The sequence below is a fragment of the Ensifer sp. Root954 genome, assembly GCF_001429005.1.
In the GTDB taxonomy this organism is placed as follows: Bacteria; Pseudomonadota; Alphaproteobacteria; order Rhizobiales; family Rhizobiaceae; genus Ensifer; species Ensifer adhaerens.
Window position 1 is genome coordinate 120159 of the sequence record NZ_LMJM01000020.1, and the last position, 19846, is coordinate 140004.

Here is a 19846-nt window from a genome sequence, read left to right on the forward strand (position 1 = left end):
CTTCTTCGTTCAAAAAAAGGGGAACAAGATGAACTATCAGAACAAGTCCGTGGAGGCGGCACCAAGCCCGGAGACATCCTGGCTCGCAGCGCTGCTCGACCGCTACTTCCAGATTTCGCGGCTCGGCTCGACCGTCCGCACCGAGATCCTCGCAGGCCTCACCACCTTCCTCGCCGCCTCCTACGTCATCGTCGTCAATCCCTCGATCCTGGCGCATGCCGGCATTCCATTTTCGGCCGGCGTGACGGCGACGGTGCTCGTCAGCTTCATCGGCAGCTGCGCCATGGGGCTTTATGCGCGTAGCCCCATTCTGGTGGCGCCGGGCATGGGCATCAACGCGCTCTTTGCCTACACCATGGTGGTCGGCGCCAAAGTGCCGCTCGAGGTCGCGCTTGGCTGCGTCTTCTGGGCCGGCGTGCTCTTTACCGTCATGGCGTTCTTCAATCTGCGCCAGACGATCATCGAGGCGATCCCTGTCGATCTGCGCTATGGCATCGCCTGCGGCATCGGCCTCTTCATCGCGCTGATCGGCCTGGAAAACGCCAAGTTCATCGTCGCCAACCCCGACACGATCGTTGGTCTCACGCAGTTCAACCCGGTCACCCTCACCTTCATCGCCGGCTTCGTGCTCACGGTGGCGCTGGTGGTGCGGCGGGTTCCGGGCGCGATGATGGCCGGCATGATCCTCACCACTATTCTCTCGATCCCGATCGGTCGCTGGTGGGGCGACGGCAGCGCGTTTTGGCCGGAGACGCCGGATGTGCACACGCTGGTCAACTGGAGTGGTTTCTCCGCTGCACCGGATTTCAGCTTCGTCGGCCAGATCGATCTCCTGGGCGCGCTGAACCTGATCTACCTGCCCTTCATCTTTGTCTTCCTGTTCACCAACTTCATCGAGGCGCTCTCGACCTTCCTTGGCCTCGCGGAAGCGGCAGACCTCAAGGATGAAAACGGCATGCCGCGCAACATCCGGGAATCGATGCATGTCGACGCCATCGCGGCGCTGATTTCGGCACCGCTCGGCACCAGCCCGGCGACCGTCTATCTCGAATCCGGCGCCGGCATCCAGCAGGGTGGACGCACCGGTCTCGTCGCGCTGGTCGCAGGTCTGCTCTTCGTGCCCTTCCTGTTTTTGTCGCCGCTGCTTTCTCTGGTGCCGGCGGTTGCGACCGCACCGGTGCTGATCCTCACCGGCCTCTTCATGTCCGAGCCGATCAGCAACATCCGCTGGAGCGCGCTCGACGAGGCGATCCCCGCCTTCCTTGCGATCGTATTGATCCCGCTCACCTTCTCGATCACGCTCGGCCTGTCGCTTGCGATCATCGCCTATGTGCTGATCAAGCTGGTCTGCGGCCGGGCTGGCGATGTAAGACCGGTCATGTGGTTCGTGGCACTGCTCGCCGCAGCGCTCGTCGCCCAGACCCAGTAACCGCCAGAAAATCCGACGGCGCCCTTAATGCAAGGGCGCCGACATCGCCCATCCGAAGGAAACAGTCATGCTTCAATCCTGGTCGAAGACCGCACCCGAACTGGTCGACGTCGCCATGGGCCGCAAGCCCGCCGATCTCGTGATCCGCAACGGCAAATGGGTCAACGTCTACTCCGGCGAAATCATCCCCGGCACCGACATCGCCGTCAAAGCCGGCCGCTTCGCCTATGTCGGTCCGGATGCCAGCCACACGATCGGCGAAGGCACCAAGGTCGTCGACGCCGCCGGGCGCTATCTTGTTCCCGGCCTCTGCGACGCGCACATGCATGTGGAGAGCGGCCTCGTCACCGTCACCGAATTTGCCCGCGCGGTCATTCCGCACGGCACCACCACCATGTTCATCGACCCGCACGAGATCGCCAATGTGCTCGGCCTCGACGGCGTCCGGCTGATGAACGAGGAAGCCCAGAGCCTGCCGATCAACGTGCTGGTCCAGGTACCAAGCTGCGTGCCGAGCGCCCCGGGTCTTGAAACTGCCGGCGCCGAGCTTTCAGCACAGGATGTCGCCGAGGCGCTTGCCTGGCCGAACGTCATCGGTCTCGGCGAGATGATGAATTTCCCCGGCGTTGCCGGAAACGATCCGAAGATGATGGCCGAGATCGCCGCCACCCAGGATGCGCGGCTGACCGTCGGCGGGCACTATGCCTCGCCGCATCTCGGCCGCGAGTTCCACGCCTATGCCGCCGGCGGACCGGCCGACGACCATGAAGGCACGACGGTCGACGACGCAATCGCCCGTGTGCGCCAGGGCATGCGCGCCATGTTGCGCCTCGGCTCCGCCTGGTACGACGTTGCCGCGCAGATCAAGGCTGTCACCGAATCCGGCCTCGACCCGCGCAACTTCCTGCTCTGCACCGACGACAGCCACTCCGGCACGCTGGTTCACGACGGACACATGAATCGCGTCGTGCGCCATGCGATCGCTCAAGGTCTGAAACCCGTGACCGCGATCCAGATGGCAACGCTCAACACCGCCCAGCATTTCGGCCTGGAGCGTGAAATCGGCTCGATCGCACCGGGTCGCCGGGCAGACCTGATCGTCACCTCGGACCTCGCCGCGCTGCCGATCGAAATGGTGTTTGCCCGCGGCGAGCTGATGGCCGAGAACGGCACACTCGCGCGCGATATCCCGGCCTATGTCTACCCGGAAAGCGCCCGCAACACCGTCCACCTTGGCCGGTTACTGGCCGCCGCGGATTTCGACATCCCATCCAACGCACGGGCGACGCGCGCGCGGGTCAACGTCATCGGCGTCGTCGAGAACCAGGCGCCGACGCGGGCGCTTCAGGCCGAGGTGGCGATCGAGAACGGCCTCGTGCAGATGGACCGGGCCAACGACGTCTGCCAGATCGCGCTCGTCGAGCGCCACCGCGGCACCGGCGACGTGGTCAACGCCTTCGTCTCCGGCTTCGGCTATGACAGCGATTGCGCCATGGCGAGCACGGTCGCCCATGACAGCCACCATATGATCGTGGTCGGCACGAACAAGGCGGACATGGCCAAGGCCGCCAACCGCCTGCACGAGGTCGGCGGCGGCATCGTCGTCATCAAGGAAGGCCGCGAACTGGCCCTGGTCGAGCTGCCCGTCGCCGGCCTGATGTCGGATCAGCGAGCGGAGATCGTCGCCGAGAAAGCGGCCGCCATCGTCGAGGCCATGCGCGCCTGTGGCTGCCGGCTGAACAACGCCTATATGCAGCACTCGCTGCTTGCGCTCGTCGTCATTCCGGAACTGCGCATTTCCGACAAGGGCCTGATCGACGTCCGGACCTTCCAGAAGACCGACGTGATTCTGAGCACGCACTGAGCTTAATAGCGATTGGCCACCGGCAACCCGGTGGCCAACTCGCCCGTGGTTCTTAATTCCGGGTGATCGCGGGATGGGTCAAGCCACATAATCCCCTGAAAACTTCCTTTATGGTTAACCGAAACTTAAACGGAGCCCAACGGCCCCGTTGCCCGGGCGTATCTGCCGTTTGCTTAACCGCGACCGGCCGCAGTAGACGCCCGAAACCCTTGCTGATATGGCGTCCCACAATGGGACATGCGTATAGGCGGAGCCGAAACGCCCACAGCTGTTCCGCCCCAAATTGCATGCAATGATGGCAAATGATACAAGAGGAAGCTTATATACAACCGTGTGGGGCAAAGGATATCGAGCAGCGCTCGCCATGCTCCGAAGCGAGGTTTCCACAGGTAAGATCGCAGGCAGCCTATTGGCATTGACCCGGGCGGGCGACGCGGTAGCTTTGCAGAAGGACGAGCCGAAACGGAGCGCCGCTGGAGCGGGCTTTTATATTCTTCCGGCGCGTTCGAAACAGAGAGGGAAAGGCAAGCATGCCGGACACTGATGCAACCTTGTCTGCTTCAGCTTCAGTGCAGGATCCCGTTGCGGCTCATATGGACGAGGTTCTCTCGTTCTATGACGAGGCCTTTCATCTGACCAGCGCCTCGCCGGCGCTGCAGGAAACCTACGAAGTCGGCACGCTTGTCGATGCCACCCTGTGGCATCTCTATCCCGAATTGCTTGCGCCCGTTTCCAAGGCGGCGGTGGAATCCGTCATCGCTTACGGCGTGCCGCGCAGCGTCGAGGTGGTCGACGCCGCCACCAAGTCGCGGCGCACGCTGCTCGTCTTTCGCGCCATGCGTGGCATCGGCGTGCTCGAAACGAGCGGCCGCGCGACCCGCCGCGAGATCGGCAGCCATGGCGAAAGCGAACGCGCGCTGCTGTTGCACCAGGCGACCCACGACGTGCTGACGGGCCTGCCCAACCGGCGGCAGTTCAGCGACGACCTGCAGAGCATCCTGCCGACATCCGGCGAGAAGCTTGCGCTGATGCAGATCGACCTCGACGATTTCAAGCCGGTCAACGACACGCTGGGCCACGGCGCCGGCGACGCCGTCCTCAAGATGGCGGCCGAGCGCATTCGCGGCGCCCTTCGCGACGGCGAAGTCGCCTATCGCCTGGCCGGCGACGAATTCGCCGTCATCCAGCGTCAAAGCGACCAGCCGGCGGACGCCGAGTATCTCGCCGAGGCACTGATCGAGGCGTTCAGCGAACCTTTCACGATCGACGGCATTTCCGTCTTCGTCGGCGCCAGCATCGGCATTGCCATTGCGCCGAACGACGGAAACGACATCGAGCAACTGATGAAGGCGGCGGACATTGCGCTCTATGCCGCCAAGAAGGATGGACGAGGCCGGGCAAAGACCTTCAGCCGTTCCATGCTGATCGTGCTGGAACAGCGCGAGATGCTGCGCCGCAGTCTGCGCACCGCGCTGCAGGACAAGCAGTTTTCAATCGAATACCAGCCGCTCGTCGAGCCGCCATTTTCGATCGTCGGCTTCGAGGCGCTGGTGCGCTGGCATCATCCGCTGGTCGGCACGATCCCGCCCAACGTCTTCATCCCGATGGCGGAAGCCGACGGCCTGATGAACGAGATCGGCCAATGGGTGCTGGAGGAGGCCTGCCGGCAGGCTGCCACCTGGCCGTCGCATTTCACCGTCGCCGTCAACCTGTCGCCGGCGGAGTTCCTGCGCGAGGGCCTGACGGACCGGATCGCCCAGGCGCTCGACATGGCGGGCCTGAGGGCCGACCGGCTGGAGCTGGAAGTTACCGAATCGGTGCTGCTTGAACGCACGACCAACAATCTCGACACGCTGAACACCCTCAACGTGCTCGGCATCCAGATCTCGCTCGACGATTTCGGCACCTTCTATTCGTCGCTCAGCTACCTCAAGAACTTCCCCTTCGATACGATCAAGATCGACCGCTATTTCATCAAGGATCTGGAGAGCGACGAAAAGAGCCAGACGATCGTCCGGTCGATCATCGCCCTTGCCCACGGTCTCGGCATGCGCGTGACCGCCGAGGGCGTCGAGACGATCGGGCAGGCCGTCTGGCTTCGAAAAGAGGGTTGCGACCGTCTGCAGGGTTATTTCCTGGGCATGCCCATGCCGGCGGACGCGATCGGCGCCTATCTTCGCCGCTCATCGACAATGGCGACGCTGTAGCCCCCCGCATCTGTGCGTTGCGCCCGATATGGCGCGAGGCAATACCTGGGTTGTCTTCATGCAAGATCCCGGGGTTGCGTGGTTAGAAATCATTATAGAAAGTGGCGTATGGCCGTGGCAGAGTTCGGGGTGCGGAGGACATTGCTGCATGGGTGCTAGTGTCAATAAGACCACGGAAACGGCTTTCGAGCCGCTGCTTCAGTTCGATATGGAGATGGAAGATTTCCTTTCGGACTGGCACCATTGCGATCATGTCTCGAGCTACCTCGCCCGGATGATCAGCCACAACAGGACCGATCCGGTACGGCATTCCAACTTCTTTTCCTCCGCCCTCAACGAGCTTCTGGAGGTTTCGTTTCGCGGCGGCACCACCGACGGAAAGATCGGCCTGTCGATCTATCGCCAAGGCGCCACGGAACGGGTTCAACTGAGCTTTCCATGCCCACCTGGTCAGGCGCGCTTCTATCGCGAGGCTGTCTCGAAAACCCGTGAGAGCGATGCCCAGGCCCGCTATCTCGACGCCATTTCCAACGACCTTGCCCCCAGCCGGGAATCGGTGCTTCTGGACCTGGCGGTCAACTATGACGCCCGCCTCCGGCTTGACGAGGATGCGGCTCCGGCCATCACCCTGATCGTGGATCTTCCTCTTGAAGGAATGGTGAGTTGATGGCGGCGAGCCTTCCTCAGCGTTTCAAGGTCGACTTCGATCCGAACAGCCAGATCTTCTCGCTTGCCGGAACGATTCGGCCGCGTTCGATCGATGAAATCGCCGAGAGTATCCATGCGCTGAGGGAAGCCATCGATACGGTGCGCGGCGTTCTCTATATCGATGTGAAGCGCCTCATCCAGATGAACAACACGGCCTTCCAGGCCTTCATCCGGGTCGCCCTCGACGCCTGCCGGGAGCGGTCGGACCTGCGCCTGATCGTCATCACGTCAAGCGTCGTCAGCTGGACGACGCGCATGTTCCGGCACCTGAGCACGATCGAGCCGCAGATCTCCGTCGAGGTCTATGATTCGATGTTCTATCCTGGCCAGGACTACTTCGAGGATACGAGCTTCATCCCAATCCTGCGCGCGCAGACGAAATTGACCTGGCGCCACGAGCGCACCATCCTGCCGCGCCACGGCATGCGGCCCGGCATCGCCGTGGCCGACATCTGCTGCGGCATCGGCGATTTCGCCGTGCTCGCGCAGAAGGAGTTCCAGCCGTCGCGGATCGTCGCGCTCGACCACTCGAAGCCGAGCCTCGCCTATGCCCGAAAGGTGGCCGCCGAGTTCGGCGTGACGGGTATCGAATACACCTACGGCGACGCGTCGGAGATGCTGCTTGAGGACAACCAGTTCGACTTCGTGAGTTGCCGCCACTCGCTGCAGGTCTTCAATCAGCCGGAGCTGCTTCTCAAGGAACTCTATCGGATCGTGAAGCCGGGCGGCCGCGTCTACATCACCAATGAGAAGAACTCGCACTGCCTTGGCGAGCCGCGGGCGCAAAGCATCCAATGGACCTACAATGAGCTCGCGCGGCTTTTGAGCAATTTCGAGATAGATGTGGAGTTCGGGCCGAAGAGCCGGCGCTATCTTGCCGACACGGGCTTCGACGACATCCTGGTCGAATCCTTCATGGTCACCAATCTGGACGGTGACCCACAGGATTTCGCCGATATCATCGCCGGCTGGGAGAAGATGTTTGCGGACATGGCGGTGAGGCACGGCGAAACACCCGAATTCATCGAGCGGTTCCGCCAGGGCTTCCGGGATCACATCTTCGCTGCACTGCATCCGAAGGGCTATGCGGGCTGGCCGATCTGGGCAGCGTCCGGGCGCAAACCACTATGAGCGCGAGCAATATCAAACGCCCCCGGTTCGGTTTGAGATCCTTTCGCGCCAAGTTCGTGCTGGTCGTCGGCAGCGCCGTGCTCTTCGACCTCCTGCTGACAGGCGGGCTGGCGCTCTGGAACGTTCAAAGACTGTCGCGCGACGCGACGACGGAAGTCGGACAGGGCCTGCAAAACGCCAACGAAGACTACATGCTCACCTACGCGGAATCGACGGCCGCGCGGGTTAATCTTCTGCTCGGCCAGGTTCACGCCGACGTCGCCACGCTCGCGGGCGTAATCCAGGCGCAGATCGACCGCCCCGTGCGCCGGTCCGACGTCGGTGAGGCACTTGCGCGGCACGCACCGGAGTCCGTTACCGTCACTTACGATGCCAAAGGTGGGTGGGCGCAGAACCTTCCGGGGCCGCTCTCGAGCGTAAGCGTCTGGAGCTATCTCCTTGGCCCCGACCATCGGCCACTACCCGAGGTGCAGGCCGATATTGAGAACAGCGCCGTTCTCGATCTGGTTGCGCCCGCCCTGCTTGCGCACGGCCGCTCCAAACTGCAGATGTACTACGTCGGACCAAAAGAGCGGCCGATCTTGCGGATGGCGCCCTATGCGGATCAGGCGCAGACGTTCGACCGTCTCTACCCCGGCCATAACGAAGCCAACTTCTGGAACTTCTTCTTCCCCGGCCTCTATGAGTCCTGGGAGGAATGGGCGAAGCAACCGAGCCTCAGGCCCGTTGCAGCCGATACCACGCAAACTGCACCTTACACCGATGCCGCCTCGGGCAAACTGATCGTCAGTTTCTTCCAGCCGCTCTGGACGCCCGACCGCAAAGGTGTCGCCGGAGCGACCGGAACCGATATCACGCTCGACCAGCTGGCCGAGGTTGTCGAAAGCGTCAAGGTCGGCGACAGCGGCTTCGGATTTCTGGTGATGTCCGACGGCAACGTGCTTGCCATCAATCCGGTCGGCGAAAAGGTGATCGGCCTGCGGCGGTCCAGCGACACGGGTGGACAAGGCGTCACCGGGTTGGAGCGCTCGCTGCGCCGCAGCGCCCAGCCCGCGATCGCAGAGCTGCCGCTTGGCACCGATGGCGCCATTCAGCGGGTGCTGCTCGATGAGGGTGGTGAGAAGGTCCCCTATCTCATTCTCCTCAAGCAGCTCGAGCCGGAGAACCTCTGGGTTTCCGGCCCGGTGCGCCGCGAGACCATGTCGATCGGCATCGTCGTGCCGGAGCGCGAAATCTATGCCTCGCTGTTTGCTGCACAGGCGAGTATCTCTGAAGCGACGAACCGCATCCTCATCTATCAGATCCTGGCCCTGCTCGCTTCGCTGCTGTTCGTCACGCTCGCCGTGTTCGGCATCTCCAAGCGGGTTACCCGCGGCATCAGCGCGCTCGCCGGAGCGGCAACCAGCATCGAGGCGAAGGACTACTCCGTCCGTGTGCCCATCACGACACGCGACGAAGTCGGTGAAGCCGCTATCGCGTTCAATAGAATGGCTGAGGAGATCAGCTACCATACCGAGAACCTCGAAAACCTGGTGACCGAACGCACCAAGCAGCTCGAGGACGCCAACCATCAGATTTCGACGCTGAATACCCAACTGCGCAGCGAGAACCTGCGCCTTGGCGCCGAACTCGCCGTCGCCAAGCAGATCCAGATGATGGTGCTGCCGAAGGCCGGCGAGCTCGCGGAAATCGCCGATCTCGAAATCGCCGCCTATATGCGCCCGGCCGACGAGGTGGGCGGCGACTACTACGATGTGCTGCGCGACGGTGAGCGGCTGAAGATCGGCATCGGCGACGTGACCGGTCATGGCCTTGAAAGCGGCGTGCTGATGCTGATGGTGCAGTCGGTCGCAAGGGCCCTGCAGGAAGCCGGCGACATGGACCCGGAGCAGTTTCTCAACCGCCTCAACCGCGCCATCTACAAGAACATCGTGCGCACCAACACTGACAAGCATCTGTCGTTGGCCTTCCTCGACTACGACCACGGCCGCCTGACGCTGTCGGGGCAGCACGAGGAACTGATCGTCGTGCGCAAGGGTGCGGAAATCGAGCGGATCGACACGCTCGACCTCGGCCTGCCGATTGGCCTGGAATCGGACATTTCGCGCTTTGTTGCCACCCGCGAGATCTCGTTCGGCCGCGGCGACATGATCGTGCTGCATACGGACGGCGTGACCGAGGCAGCGAACGCCAAGGGCGAACTGTTTGGCATCGAGCGACTGTGCGAGAGTGCCGGAAAGTTTTACGGACAGAGCGCCGAGGACGTCAAATCGGGTATCATCAACGACCTGATGGCGCATATCGGCAAGCAGAAGATCTACGACGACATCACGCTCGTCGTCATGAGACACAGGTGATCAGATGACCACGCTCTACGGACTGGCGGACCTGACGATCGGCGCCCACCAGAAGATGACCCGGCTGCGTCTTTACGACGGGCCGCTGGATCTCAGCTGGAAGCATTGCGCCATGGCTTCGGATTTCGTCGCCGAACTGGCGGCGCTGCGCTATCGCGCGTCGCGCAACACCTATCGGGAAGTGCGCCACAACATCGGCTACCTCACCAACGAACTGGTCGAGAATGCCGTGAAGTTCCGCGCTTCCGGTTCCGTGGTCGTCGAGGCCGCCCTCGAGGGCCACAGCTTCCGCACGAAAGTGTCGAACGTGATCGACAACGAAGCGGCTGCGCGCTTCCAGGATCTTTTGTCCGAGATCGCCGACGGCGACCCGGGCGACCTGCTCATCGAGCGCATCGAAGCCAACGCAACCGGGCTCGGCAAGAGCGGCTCGGGGCTTGGTCTTTTGACGCTGATGAGCGATTATGGCGTTCGTTTCGCTTGGGTTTTTGGCGCCCAGGGTGACGACGGCGAAACCTCATTGGAGACTTATGCCTCCATTGCGGTCCCAGACCTCTCGAACTGATGAGCCGGTGAACATGGAAAACAAGGACGAAGAAGAGTATCGCGTTTGGTCCGAAGGCAACGATATTCATTTTGAAGGCACGATGCGGCTGCCGGGAACGGAGGCCTATGCCCCGATCTTCTCGACGGTGATGGGCGTTCTGGAGACCGAGCCTGAGCACATCACGATCGACCTCACCGAACTGCAGTTCCTGAACTCGTCCGGGATCAACCTGCTCGCCAAGCTGACGATCGAGGCACGCAACCGCCCGAACGTGCAATTGACGGTGCGCGGAACCTCTGAGATCCCGTGGCAGTCGAAATCGCTGCCGAACCTCAAGAAGCTGCATCCCGGCCTCGATCTCAGGCTCAACTGAGATCACGCGGTGCCGGGACTGGATTCCCGTAGCTAAAGCCTGAGTATCGCGCGCCGACCGGCGCGCGACCGCGATTCCGCGCGCCAGCCACCGACAAATCCTGTCGCCGAAACCGGCCTCACGACGCTTCGACGCCTTCTTCATTCCCCGTCGTCACGCTTGACTCTGCGAACGCCTCACCCTATTGATCAAATCATCTGATGACTTGATGAGCAGACAATGCAACCGATCAATCGTACCAACCTTGCCGAGAGCGCTGCCGAAAGCCTGCGGGCGGAAATCCTCAGCGGCCGCTGGGCTATCGGCGAACGCATTCCCAACGAGACGGCGCTGACCGAACTTCTGGCGGTGAGCCGCGGAACCGTGCGGGAGGCCGTTCGGGTCCTGATCTCGAAGGGGCTGCTCGACGCCCGCCAGGGCTCCGGCACCTATGTCCGCTCGACGGTCGATAGCTCGGGCGCGCTTGACCGCGTCAAGCGGGCGAGCCTGCGCGACCAATGGGAGGCGCGCGCGGCCCTCGACGTGGAAGCCGCACGCCTGGCGGCGCTGCGACATACGCCCAAGGATCTGGAACATATGAAGCGCCTTCTTCTCGCCCGCGGCACGGTTTCCGATGGTGGGCGTGAGGCCTTCGGACGGCGCGACATTGCCTTTCATCGGTCGATCGTCGAGGCCTCCGGCAACAGGGCCATCGTCGAGCTCTATGACTTTTTCACTTCGGCCATTCTCGAAACCATTCACTCGACGCTGTCGGGCGACCTGCCGGAGCCGGACGACCGGGCGCATGCGGCGATCGTCGAGGCCATTGCGGCCAGTGATCCGGACAAGGCCGCGGCCGCCGTTCGGGCGTTCATGGCCCCCGTCCTCGCTGAACTTGATCGGCTACTTTCCCAATGAACCAGACTTTTCGTGATCCCCACAAAGCCGAAGCCGCCGAACCGCTGGACATCGAAGACCAGCTTATCGATGCCGAGGCCGACAGCCTGCCGGCACCGCAACCACCGGTGCTGAGCCGCAGCGCCCGCATTCTGCTGGGCGTCAGCCTCGTGCTCATCGCCTTCAACCTCAGGCCGCTGTTTTCAAGTCTCTCGGTGCTGCTGCCCGAGGTGATGCAGGCGACCGGCCTTTCCACCGCCAGCGCCAGCGTGCTCACCACCCTGCCGGTGCTCTGTCTCGGCCTTTTCGCGCCGCTTGCGCCGAAGCTCGCCCAACGCTTCGGTGCCGAACGCACGCTTCTCGGGGTGCTCGTCCTGCTGACGCTCGGCACGGGTCTGCGCGGCGTTCAGTCCGTGCCGCTTCTTTTCCTTTCGACATTTGCGGCAGGTGCGGCGATCGCGATCGGCAACGTGCTGCTTCCCGGCCTCGTCAAGCGTGACTTTCCCGACCGCGCCGCGATGATGACGGGCCTCTATACCATGGCGCTCTGCGCTGGTGCTGCCAGCGCCGCCGGCCTGACGCTGACGATCGAACACCATGTGGTCGGCTCCTGGTCCGGCGCGCTCGCGGCCTGGGCGGTACCCGCCCTCATCGTGCTGATGATCTGGGCACCGCAGGCGCTGCGTGGCAAGGCGCAAGCCCGCCACAGCGGCTTCCGCGTCGTCGGCCTCTGGCGCGATCGGCTCGCCTGGCAGGTGACGCTCTTCATGGGTCTGCAATCCGCACTCGCCTATTGCGTCTTCGGCTGGATGGCGCCGATCCTGCGTGAGCGTGGCCTCGATGCCGCAACTGCCGGTGCGGTCGTCTCCGCCTCGATCATGATGCAGGTCGTCACCTGCCTGCTCGTGCCATCCTTCGCCGTAAGGCGCCGCGACCAGCGCGCCGTCTGCGTGGCGCTCGCCGCCGCCGCCGTCATCGCACTGATCGGCATCCTTTTCGCGCCGCTCTCTTCGGTGCTCGTCTGGGCTGTTCTGCAAGGGATCGGACAGGGCGGCCTGATTGCTGCAGCGATGACCCTCATTGTGCTGCGCTCGCCCGATTCGCACGTGGCGGCCCATCTCTCCGGCATGGCTCAGGGCGTCGGCTACGTGCTTGCCGCCATCGGCCCCCTGCTTGTCGGCTTCATCCGCAGCTGGACCGGCAGCTTCGCCGCCAGCGCCGTTCTCTTCATCGCGCTCGGCATCGGCGTGGCGATCATGGGTCTCGGCGCCGGCCGGGCGCTGCATGTCGGCGCACGAACCGTCCGGATAGACGACCGCTAAGACGGACGCGGATCAGCGCCTGCAATGATCCAAAGGTCCCCTTCCCAGGCGGAGCCCTTTCTCTCGCTGTCAGCACGCTCGCATCAGGCCGCGGCCACCGCCGCCTGGTAGCGCGGCGCCGGCCGGAAGGTGAGCGCGATCAGGAACGCGCCGAGGCCGATGCCCCAGGAACCGATGTAAAGCCAGGTGTAGCTTGCCAGCGCATCATAGATCAGGCCCCCGGCAATCGGTCCCGTCGCCATGCCAAGGCTGCCAGCCATGGCCGTCCCGCCGATCACCGTCCCCATCATCCGCAAGGGGAAATTCTCGCGGGCAAGCACCGCATAGAGCGGCATGACGCCCGCGTAGATGAAGCCGAACAGGGCGGCGACTGCGTAGAACGAGCCGAGCCCGGCGGCAAAGACATAGGCAAGCGCGCCGAAGGCCTGGGCCAGAAGTCCAAGAACGAGCACACGTTTGGCCCCGAAACGGTCGCCGAGCAGACCGAAGACGACGCGGCCGCCCATGCCGGCAAGACCCTCGACGCTGTAGATCGACACGGCCGCCATGACCGGAATGCCGCAGGTGATCGCGTAGCTCACAGTGTGGAAGATCGGGCCGGAATGGGTGGCGCAGCAGAAGAAGTTGGTCAGAAGCAGGATGATGAAGAGCGGCGATTTCAGCACCTGGCTGGTCGTCATCGACGAATGGGGCTCTTCCCCGGGCGAGGCCGCGGCAGCGCCGTCGGCAAGTGCCGGCGCCTGGCGAACGAGAAACGAGACCGGGATCATGATGACGGCAACGACCAGCGCGATGATCTGCAGAGCGGTTCTCCAGTCGTAGGCGGATACCAGCCAGGCGGCAAAGGGCGACATCGTCATCGGCGCCATGCCCATGCCGGCCGAGACGAGCGAGACCGCGTGGCTGCGATGCGTATCGAACCAGCCGGTAACGCAAGCCATCATCGGCGCGAAGATCGCCGCCGTCGCGGTGCCGACGACGACACCGAAAAGGATCTGGAAGGCGATCAGCGAGGTCGTCCAGCTCGCTGCCATCAGGCTGACGGCCAAGAGCACCGAGCCGATGAGCACGATCGGACGCGCGCCCCATCGGTCGGAAAGGCTGCCCCAGGCGATGCTGGCAAAGGCCATGGCCAGGAAGCCGATGGTCATGGCGCTCGAAACGCCTGTCACCGACCAGCCGGTGTCGCGCGAAATCGGCAGCAGGAACACCGGAAGCGAAAACATGGCGCCGATCGCCAGGCAGCCGAGCAGCCCTCCCGCCGCCACGATGACCCAACGGTAATGCAAATTGGTCATTGCAAATCTCCTTAAAGCCGCCCGGCCGGACGTCCGGCCACGCCGAAAAATTGTGCAACCTGATCGCGCGGCGGACCGTGCCTGGGACATCCCCTCGCCCGCCCGATTGAAAGACGCTCACGCCGACGCCAAGCCGACAGAAGCTTCGAAAGAATTTCATAATAGTTGCAGATTCACATTCGATGCAGCCTTGAAGGCATGCGCCCGACTGTTTCCGCTTGATTGTGCGACGAAGCTTCTTTCTGTTGTCCGTTGCCACCTGAGAGATAGATAAAGGCTGGAACACGGCTTGCGGGAGTGACAAGTGTGACGGGATTTCGATGGATTCGCTGATCACCGCCGCGGCGCGAGCACTGGCGTCGGGCGACCCGCTCGGCGCGCTGAAGCGGGTGGCGCTACGCGACGATCCGCCGGCACTGGCGCTGCGCGGCATCGCCATGGCCCAGCTTGGAGACTTCGCCCGCGCAAAGGTCCTGCTGAAGAACGCCGCGCGCGCCTTCGGCCCGAAGGAAGCGGTGGCGCGGGCGCGGTGCATCGTCGCCGAGGCGGAGATCGCCATCGTCTCCCGTGATCTTTCCTGGCCGATGCGGGCGCTCGACGCCGCCCGCTCGACGCTCGAAACCCATGGCGACCACCTCAATGCCGCCCACGCCCGCAATCTCGGGGCACGGCGCCTGCTCTTGATCGGCCGTCTGGACGAGGCCGAGAACTTGCTTGCCGATATCGATACGGCGCGGCTGACACCGCTGTCGAGAGCCGCCCACGACCTGGCGCTCGCCGGCATCGCCGTGCGCCGGTTGCGAACCGAGGCCGCCACCGCCGCCTTCGGGCGGGCGGGCGAAGCGGCACGGGCGACCGGCATTCCGGCCCTGATCTTGGAAGTTGAAAACGCGGCCGCCGTGCTTAAGGCGCCGGCTGCCCGCCTCATGGCGGATGGGCAAGAGCGCTCGCTGCTGCTTGGCGAGGTCGAAGAGCTGCTTGCTTCCGGCGCCCTCGTCATCGACGCCTGCCGGAACCTCGTCCGAAGACAAGCGACCTTGTGCACGCTTGCCACTCGGCCGGTGCTCTTTGCGCTGGCGCGCGCGCTGGGCGAAGCCTGGCCGGGAGACGTCTCAAGGCGAACCTTGCTCGCCCGGGCCTTCGGCGCACGACATGTCGACGAATCCCACCGGGCAAGGCTGCGTGTCGAAATCGGCCGGCTGCGCGAGGAACTGCGCCCGCTTGCGGATATCACGGCGACGAGCGATGGCTTCCGGCTGGTGCCGCACGGCAAGCACACGGTCGTCGTCCTTGCCCCGCCGGTCGACGAGCGACATGCGACGATGCGGGCGCTGCTGGCGGACGGCGAGGCCTGGTCAAGTTCGGCGCTCGCAATCGCGCTCGACGCCAGCGCGCGCACCGTGCAGCGGGCGCTCGAAGAGCTCGCCTCGCAAGGCAAGGTTATGCCGATCGGGCGCGGGCGGGCACGGCGCTGGGTCGTGCCGCCGATTGCCGCATTCCCGACAGTGTTGTTACTCCCCGGCCCTTTGCCAAACGAATAGGATCAGACCCATGAAAAGATCCGAAGCCGAAATCATCCAGATATATGGCCCGTTCCCCGGGGCAGACCAGGTCCACGGCGTCACCTTCGACGGCCGGAACGTATGGTTCGCCGCCGGTGACACGATCAACGCCTTCGACCCGGAAAACGGTGCGCCCGTCCGCTCGATCGACGTCGCCGCGCATGCCGGTACGGCGTTTGACGGCAAGCACCTCTTCCAGATCGCCGAAGATCGCATCCAGAAGATCGATCCGGAAACCGGGAAAATTCTCGCAACAATCCCGGCCCCGGGCGGTGGCGGCGATTCCGGCCTTGCCTGGGCCGAGGGCACGCTTTGGGTCGGGCAGCATCGCGGCCGCAAAATTCATCAGATCGATCCCGAGAACGGCGCAATCCTGCGCACGATCGAATCCAAGCGCGTCGTGACCGGGGTGACCTGGGTCGACGGCGAACTCTGGCACGGCACCTGGGAGGGTGACGAAAGCGATATCAGGCGCATCGATCCGCAAACGGGAGCCGTGCTCGAAACGGTCGCCATGCCGTCCGGAATGGGCGTATCGGGCCTGGAGTCCGATGGCGGCGAGCGCTTCTTCTGTGGCGGCGGGCCGAGCGGCGTCGTCCGGGCTGTTCGCCGGCCGAAGCGGGCGCGCTGAAACTCGCGATAAGATCCAGGATCGGCGCGGCTGCGCGCCGTTGTCGGTGCGGCGCCGGCACTACAGCGCCGCGCGCCTTTGAGGCGCATAGAGGGCGCTGTAGCGCTTCGAAGCGCTGCATGTTCCGTCCGCAAAACCGGCGATGAATAGGGAACCATGCAGTAGCGTTGTCCCGGCACGGTCCGCAATACCCGGACACCGCGGACCGTGCCCGAGCTTTAGGCCTTAATGAAGGCGAGCAGGTCGGGATTGATGACATCGGCATGGGTTGTCAACATGCCATGTGGATAACCCTCATAGACCTTGAGCGTGCCGTTCTTCAGCAGCTTCACCGCCAGTCGAGCGCTGTCGTCGATCGGCACGATCTGGTCGTCGTCGCCGTGCATGACCAGCGTCGGCACGTCGATCGCCTTCAGGTCCTCGGTGAAGTCGGTTTCGGAGAAGGCCTTGATGCCTTCGTAATGGGCCTTGGCGCTGCCCATCATGCCCTGACGCCACCAGTTGCGGACGACGCCTTCCGATACCTCGGCACCCGGGCGGTTGTAGCCGTAGAACGGGCCGGCCGGAACGTCGAGGAAGAACTGGGCGCGGTTGGCAGCAAGCGCCGCCCGGAAACCGTCGAACACCTCGATCGGCAGGCCGCCCGGATTGTTTTCGGTCTTGACCATGATCGGCGGCACGGCGCCGACGATGATCAGCTTGGAAACCCGGCCGCCGCCGTGGCGCGCCACGTAAGCCACCGCTTCGCCGCCACCGGTGGAGTGACCGATGTGGATTGCATCGCTGAGGCCGAGCTTGGTGGTCAGCGCCGCAACATCCTTCGCGTAGTGTGCAATGTCGTGTCCCTCGCTCACCTGCGTCGAACGGCCATGGCCGCGGCGGTCATGGGCGATGACCCGGTAGCCCTTGCTGACGAAATAGAGCATCTGCGCATCCCAATCGTCCGCCGACAGGGGCCAGCCATGGTGAAAGACGATGGGCTGGCCCGAGCCCCAATCCTTGTAGAAGATATCGACGCCGTCTTCAGTCCTGACGAAGTTCTCGGTCATGGGAACGGTTCCTTTGTTTGGGTTGGGTGTATGTCTTCGAGATGTGGCCCCGGCGCGAGATCCGCGCCGGGACGTGCGGTCCGCGTCAACCGAGATGGGGGTGGTTGATCGCGAGAAAGTGGTTGACGACCGGCGCGGCCGGCCCCTTGTGGTAGCGGCGGACATCGTCCTGAATGTCGGCATCGGCCTTCGACACGCGCTTGTGCTGGCGCAGATGCTCTGCCCAGGATTCGACCATAAACCATTCGACCAGCCGTCCGGGATCGGCCGCGTCCTCGGTCACGCCCCAGCCATAGGCGCCGTCGCGCCGCCGCTCGTGCGACAGGCGGGCGAGCGCCTTCAGGAACTCGGACCGATCAGCCTTGTCGATCGTATATTCGATCAGGACGAGAACCGGTCCGCGGTCGTGTTCGACCGGCTCGCTGGTCAGCGGCTCCGGCCAATGATTGGAAGGTATGAGATCCGCCTCACCTTTCGGCAGCTTCATGGCGTGGAAGGCGAAGCCGACTGAGAGAAGGCCGATGGCCGCCACGGCGAGCGTGAAGGGCACGCCGATCGCCGAGGCGGTCGCGCCCCAGGCAAGGCTCCCGCCGGTCATCGCGCCGTTGAAGACGGTCAGATAGACGGCGAGCGTGCGTCCGCGCACCCAGTTGGGCAGGATCGCTTGCGCGGTGCTGTTCAGCGTCGTCAACGCCGTGATCCAGGCCGCACCACAGACGAGCAGCGCCGCCACCGCCACCCATTGCGCCGGCGCGAAGGAAAGCACGCCCATGACGGCGGCGGTCAGGACCGCGGACAAGAGCAGCAATCCGTCGGCATCCATCCGGGCCCGCAAGCGCGGCATCACCAGCGCGCCGCCGATCGCGCCGGCGCCGACGGCGCCGAGCAGGATGCCGTAGAAGCTGGCGCCGCCGCCGAGAAGCTGGCGGGCGACCAGCGGCAGCAGCGCCCAGATCGCACTTGAAAAAGCGAAGAACACGGCTGCACGCAAAAGCACCACATGCAGCTCGCGGCTGGCGCGCGCGTAGCGCAGGCCGGCCCGGAAGGCGCCGAGGAAGCGCTCGGCGAGCGCGTCGTCCTCCGGCACCTGCCGCCGCCACCAGACCAATGCGGCAATGACGAAGACATAGCTGATGACATCGACGCCATAGGTGACGGCCGCGCCAAACCAGGCAAGCAGCAGGCCGCCAAGCGCCGGGCCGATCGCGCGGGAGATGTTGATGCCGAGCGAGTTCAGCGCGACCGCGCCCTTGACGTCCGGTCGCGACACGAGCTCCGGCACGATCGCCTGCCAGGTGGGGGCAACCAGCGCTGCGCCGATGCCACCGACAAAGGTAAGCGCAATCAGCGAGGTCACCGACTGCAGCCCGCTTGCAGAGAGGAACAACAGGCAGAGGCTCGCAGATGCGAGCAGGAACTGCACGACGATCAGGAATTTGCGTCGGTCGAGAATATCGGAGAGCACGCCGGCGGGAATGGCGAGCAGGAAGATCGGCAGCGTCGCGGCCGCCTGGATCATCGAGACGGCGGCGGGCGTTGCCGACAGGTCGGTGACGAGCCAGGAGCTTGCGACATCGCGGATGAAGCTGCCGGTGTTGCCGATGATGGTCGCCACCCAGAGCACGGCGAAAACCTTCTGGCGCAAGGGCGCGAAAGTGCCGGCGCTGTTGGTCGCTGCCTGCGTCATTGGCCGCCCCTCTCCGTGGATGCACGTTCGCGCAGATCATAGACTGCAACGAGCACGAATGCGCCGGCAAGGCCGATATGTTCGAAGAAACCGTTTGTCGCCATCGCGCGCTCCATGCCGGGCGGCAGTTCCCAGAAGCGGAATGCGAGCAAGGTGGCGGCGAGCGTGAAGGCCGCAAGCGCGCCTGCCGCCGCCCAGCGGTAGAAGCCTGAGAGAACGAGGGCCGACATCGCAAGCTCAAACACGATGACGCCGACGGCAAAGAGCGGTGCCGGATAGAGGCCGAAATGCTCCATCTCGGCAAGCGCGCCCGGGAAGTCGAAAATTTTCGTCAAGGGTCCCTGGATATAGGCCGAGCAGAGCGCCAGCAACCCGACGAATATGACACGGTTGCCGGAAAGGCCCGGCCGGAGGCGAGCGGCGAGACGGTTTTCGAGGGAAGAGAGGCTCAATCTTTCGTTTCCTTGTCAGGCGGTCTTCGGCTTGATGGGCGGCAAAGCCGCCTCATCGATTTTTCGGCCATTTCAAAGCGGTGATCGCGCTCTGGGATATGCCTTGGTAGTAGGCTCCATGCTTCGCCGGCGGATGGTTCACCACGACTTTCGCCGAGAGGTGCCGGACGCCCTCAGTCGGCGAGGCCGAGGCCTGCTCCGGTCCGAGCGATGCGTTGAGCAAGATTGAGACCGCGGCCATCGCGACGGCGCCGGCTTTCGTGCGCATTCTGCGTCTCCCTTCCCTATCGTCACACCGCCCAGCAGGAGCATCCAAGCGCGCCGAAGAAACCCTTAAGGTCGGCGATCGGCAG

17 protein-coding genes are annotated in these 19846 nt (G+C 64.1%); 12 read left to right on the plus strand and 5 right to left on the minus strand.

The features are described 5' to 3' along the window. Nucleotides 1-28: 28 nt before the first annotated feature. The 10 genes from ASE71_RS11215 (at nucleotide 29) to ASE71_RS11260 (ending at nucleotide 12814) form a co-directional block, all read left to right on the plus strand. Nucleotides 29-1429 carry an NCS2 family permease gene (locus ASE71_RS11215; protein ID WP_060520030.1) on the plus strand — a complete coding sequence of 467 codons (1401 nt, stop codon included), beginning with the start codon at nucleotides 29-31 and terminating at the stop codon, nucleotides 1427-1429. Between the two features lie 67 nt (nucleotides 1430-1496). Then, nucleotides 1497-3293 (plus strand): adenine deaminase, encoded by a 1797-nt coding sequence (gene ade, locus ASE71_RS11220; protein ID WP_060519993.1) that lies wholly within the window; start codon nucleotides 1497-1499, stop codon nucleotides 3291-3293. Nucleotides 3294-3823: 530 nt separating this feature from the next. Further along, nucleotides 3824-5500 carry a putative bifunctional diguanylate cyclase/phosphodiesterase gene (locus tag ASE71_RS11225; protein WP_060519997.1) on the plus strand — a complete coding sequence of 559 codons (1677 nt, stop codon included), beginning with the start codon at nucleotides 3824-3826 and terminating at the stop codon, nucleotides 5498-5500. Nucleotides 5501-5648: 148 nt separating this feature from the next. Next, nucleotides 5649-6167: a hypothetical protein gene (locus ASE71_RS11230; RefSeq protein ID WP_034790260.1), complete on the plus strand. Its 519-nt coding sequence runs from the start codon at nucleotides 5649-5651 to the stop codon at nucleotides 6165-6167. Beyond that, nucleotides 6167-7339 carry a class I SAM-dependent methyltransferase gene (locus ASE71_RS11235; RefSeq protein ID WP_034790262.1) on the plus strand — a complete coding sequence of 391 codons (1173 nt, stop codon included), beginning with the start codon at nucleotides 6167-6169 and terminating at the stop codon, nucleotides 7337-7339. Before ASE71_RS11230 ends, ASE71_RS11235 begins: the two co-directional genes overlap by 1 nt. Then, nucleotides 7336-9696: a SpoIIE family protein phosphatase gene (locus ASE71_RS11240; RefSeq protein WP_034790264.1), complete on the plus strand. Its 2361-nt coding sequence runs from the start codon at nucleotides 7336-7338 to the stop codon at nucleotides 9694-9696. Before ASE71_RS11235 ends, ASE71_RS11240 begins: the two co-directional genes overlap by 4 nt. A gap of 4 nt (nucleotides 9697-9700) precedes the next feature. Continuing rightward, the gene (locus tag ASE71_RS11245) at nucleotides 9701-10261 is read left to right on the plus strand and encodes a slr1658 superfamily regulator (RefSeq protein WP_034790266.1); all 561 of its coding nucleotides are present in this window, start codon (nucleotides 9701-9703) and stop codon (nucleotides 10259-10261) included. 13 nt (nucleotides 10262-10274) lie between these two features. Beyond that, nucleotides 10275-10616, plus strand: coding sequence for a slr1659 superfamily regulator (locus ASE71_RS11250; RefSeq protein ID WP_034790268.1), 342 nt, complete (start codon nucleotides 10275-10277; stop codon nucleotides 10614-10616). 219 nt (nucleotides 10617-10835) lie between these two features. Next, nucleotides 10836-11513 (plus strand): FadR/GntR family transcriptional regulator, encoded by a 678-nt coding sequence (locus tag ASE71_RS11255; RefSeq protein ID WP_060520000.1) that lies wholly within the window; start codon nucleotides 10836-10838, stop codon nucleotides 11511-11513. Further along, nucleotides 11510-12814 carry a CynX/NimT family MFS transporter gene (locus tag ASE71_RS11260; protein WP_060520002.1) on the plus strand — a complete coding sequence of 435 codons (1305 nt, stop codon included), beginning with the start codon at nucleotides 11510-11512 and terminating at the stop codon, nucleotides 12812-12814. The genes ASE71_RS11255 and ASE71_RS11260 overlap by 4 nt, the downstream gene beginning before the upstream one ends. 83 nt (nucleotides 12815-12897) lie before the next feature. Here ASE71_RS11260 and ASE71_RS11265 read toward each other — a convergent pair whose 3' ends face one another. After that, on the minus strand, nucleotides 12898-14112 hold the full coding sequence (locus ASE71_RS11265) for an MFS transporter (protein WP_060520004.1): 1215 nt from the start codon (nucleotides 14110-14112) through the stop codon (nucleotides 12898-12900). 320 nt (nucleotides 14113-14432) lie between these two features. On the opposite strand from ASE71_RS11265, the gene ASE71_RS11270 reads away from it, so the two are divergent. Both ASE71_RS11270 and ASE71_RS11275 read left to right on the plus strand, forming a co-directional pair. Continuing rightward, nucleotides 14433-15653, plus strand: coding sequence for a hypothetical protein (locus ASE71_RS11270; protein WP_060520006.1), 1221 nt, complete (start codon nucleotides 14433-14435; stop codon nucleotides 15651-15653). A gap of 10 nt (nucleotides 15654-15663) precedes the next feature. Further along, nucleotides 15664-16305 (plus strand): DUF5074 domain-containing protein, encoded by a 642-nt coding sequence (locus tag ASE71_RS11275; protein ID WP_060520008.1) that lies wholly within the window; start codon nucleotides 15664-15666, stop codon nucleotides 16303-16305. 218 nt (nucleotides 16306-16523) lie between these two features. Here ASE71_RS11275 and ASE71_RS11280 read toward each other — a convergent pair whose 3' ends face one another. The 4 genes from ASE71_RS11280 to ASE71_RS11295 form a co-directional block, all read right to left on the minus strand. Further along, on the minus strand, nucleotides 16524-17354 hold the full coding sequence (locus ASE71_RS11280; protein WP_060520010.1) for an alpha/beta fold hydrolase: 831 nt from the start codon (nucleotides 17352-17354) through the stop codon (nucleotides 16524-16526). Between the two features lie 85 nt (nucleotides 17355-17439). Further along, on the minus strand, nucleotides 17440-19041 hold the full coding sequence (locus ASE71_RS11285) for an MFS transporter (RefSeq protein WP_060520012.1): 1602 nt from the start codon (nucleotides 19039-19041) through the stop codon (nucleotides 17440-17442). After that, complete coding sequence (locus ASE71_RS11290) at nucleotides 19038-19424, minus strand: DoxX family protein (protein ID WP_413814635.1); 387 nt, start codon at nucleotides 19422-19424, stop codon at nucleotides 19038-19040. Before ASE71_RS11290 ends, ASE71_RS11285 begins: the two co-directional genes overlap by 4 nt. Nucleotides 19425-19545: 121 nt before the next feature. Continuing rightward, complete coding sequence (locus ASE71_RS11295) at nucleotides 19546-19761, minus strand: hypothetical protein (RefSeq protein WP_060520016.1); 216 nt, start codon at nucleotides 19759-19761, stop codon at nucleotides 19546-19548. Between the last annotated feature and the right edge of the window lie 85 nt (nucleotides 19762-19846).

Excerpts from the sequence above, each read along its gene's own strand:
- ASE71_RS11265 (WP_060520004.1), bottom strand. The coding sequence starts at position 14,112 with ATGACCAATTTGCATTACCGTTGGGTCATCGTGGCGGCGGGAGGGCTG.
- ASE71_RS11275 (WP_060520008.1), top strand. The coding sequence starts at position 15,664 with ATGAAAAGATCCGAAGCCGAAATCATCCAGATATATGGCCCGTTCCCC.
- ASE71_RS11295 (WP_060520016.1), bottom strand. The coding sequence starts at position 19,761 with ATGCGCACGAAAGCCGGCGCCGTCGCGATGGCCGCGGTCTCAATCTTG.
- ade (WP_060519993.1), top strand. The coding sequence starts at position 1,497 with ATGCTTCAATCCTGGTCGAAGACCGCACCCGAACTGGTCGACGTCGCC.
- ASE71_RS11255 (WP_060520000.1), top strand. The coding sequence starts at position 10,836 with ATGCAACCGATCAATCGTACCAACCTTGCCGAGAGCGCTGCCGAAAGC.
- ASE71_RS11240 (WP_034790264.1), top strand. The coding sequence starts at position 7,336 with ATGAGCGCGAGCAATATCAAACGCCCCCGGTTCGGTTTGAGATCCTTT.
- ASE71_RS11230 (WP_034790260.1), top strand. The coding sequence starts at position 5,649 with ATGGGTGCTAGTGTCAATAAGACCACGGAAACGGCTTTCGAGCCGCTG.
- ASE71_RS11280 (WP_060520010.1), bottom strand. The coding sequence starts at position 17,354 with ATGACCGAGAACTTCGTCAGGACTGAAGACGGCGTCGATATCTTCTAC.
- ASE71_RS11250 (WP_034790268.1), top strand. The coding sequence starts at position 10,275 with ATGGAAAACAAGGACGAAGAAGAGTATCGCGTTTGGTCCGAAGGCAAC.
- ASE71_RS11215 (WP_060520030.1), top strand. The coding sequence starts at position 29 with ATGAACTATCAGAACAAGTCCGTGGAGGCGGCACCAAGCCCGGAGACA.
- ASE71_RS11245 (WP_034790266.1), top strand. The coding sequence starts at position 9,701 with ATGACCACGCTCTACGGACTGGCGGACCTGACGATCGGCGCCCACCAG.
- ASE71_RS11225 (WP_060519997.1), top strand. The coding sequence starts at position 3,824 with ATGCCGGACACTGATGCAACCTTGTCTGCTTCAGCTTCAGTGCAGGAT.
- ASE71_RS11285 (WP_060520012.1), bottom strand. The coding sequence starts at position 19,041 with ATGACGCAGGCAGCGACCAACAGCGCCGGCACTTTCGCGCCCTTGCGC.
- ASE71_RS11260 (WP_060520002.1), top strand. The coding sequence starts at position 11,510 with ATGAACCAGACTTTTCGTGATCCCCACAAAGCCGAAGCCGCCGAACCG.
- ASE71_RS11270 (WP_060520006.1), top strand. The coding sequence starts at position 14,433 with ATGGATTCGCTGATCACCGCCGCGGCGCGAGCACTGGCGTCGGGCGAC.
- ASE71_RS11235 (WP_034790262.1), top strand. The coding sequence starts at position 6,167 with ATGGCGGCGAGCCTTCCTCAGCGTTTCAAGGTCGACTTCGATCCGAAC.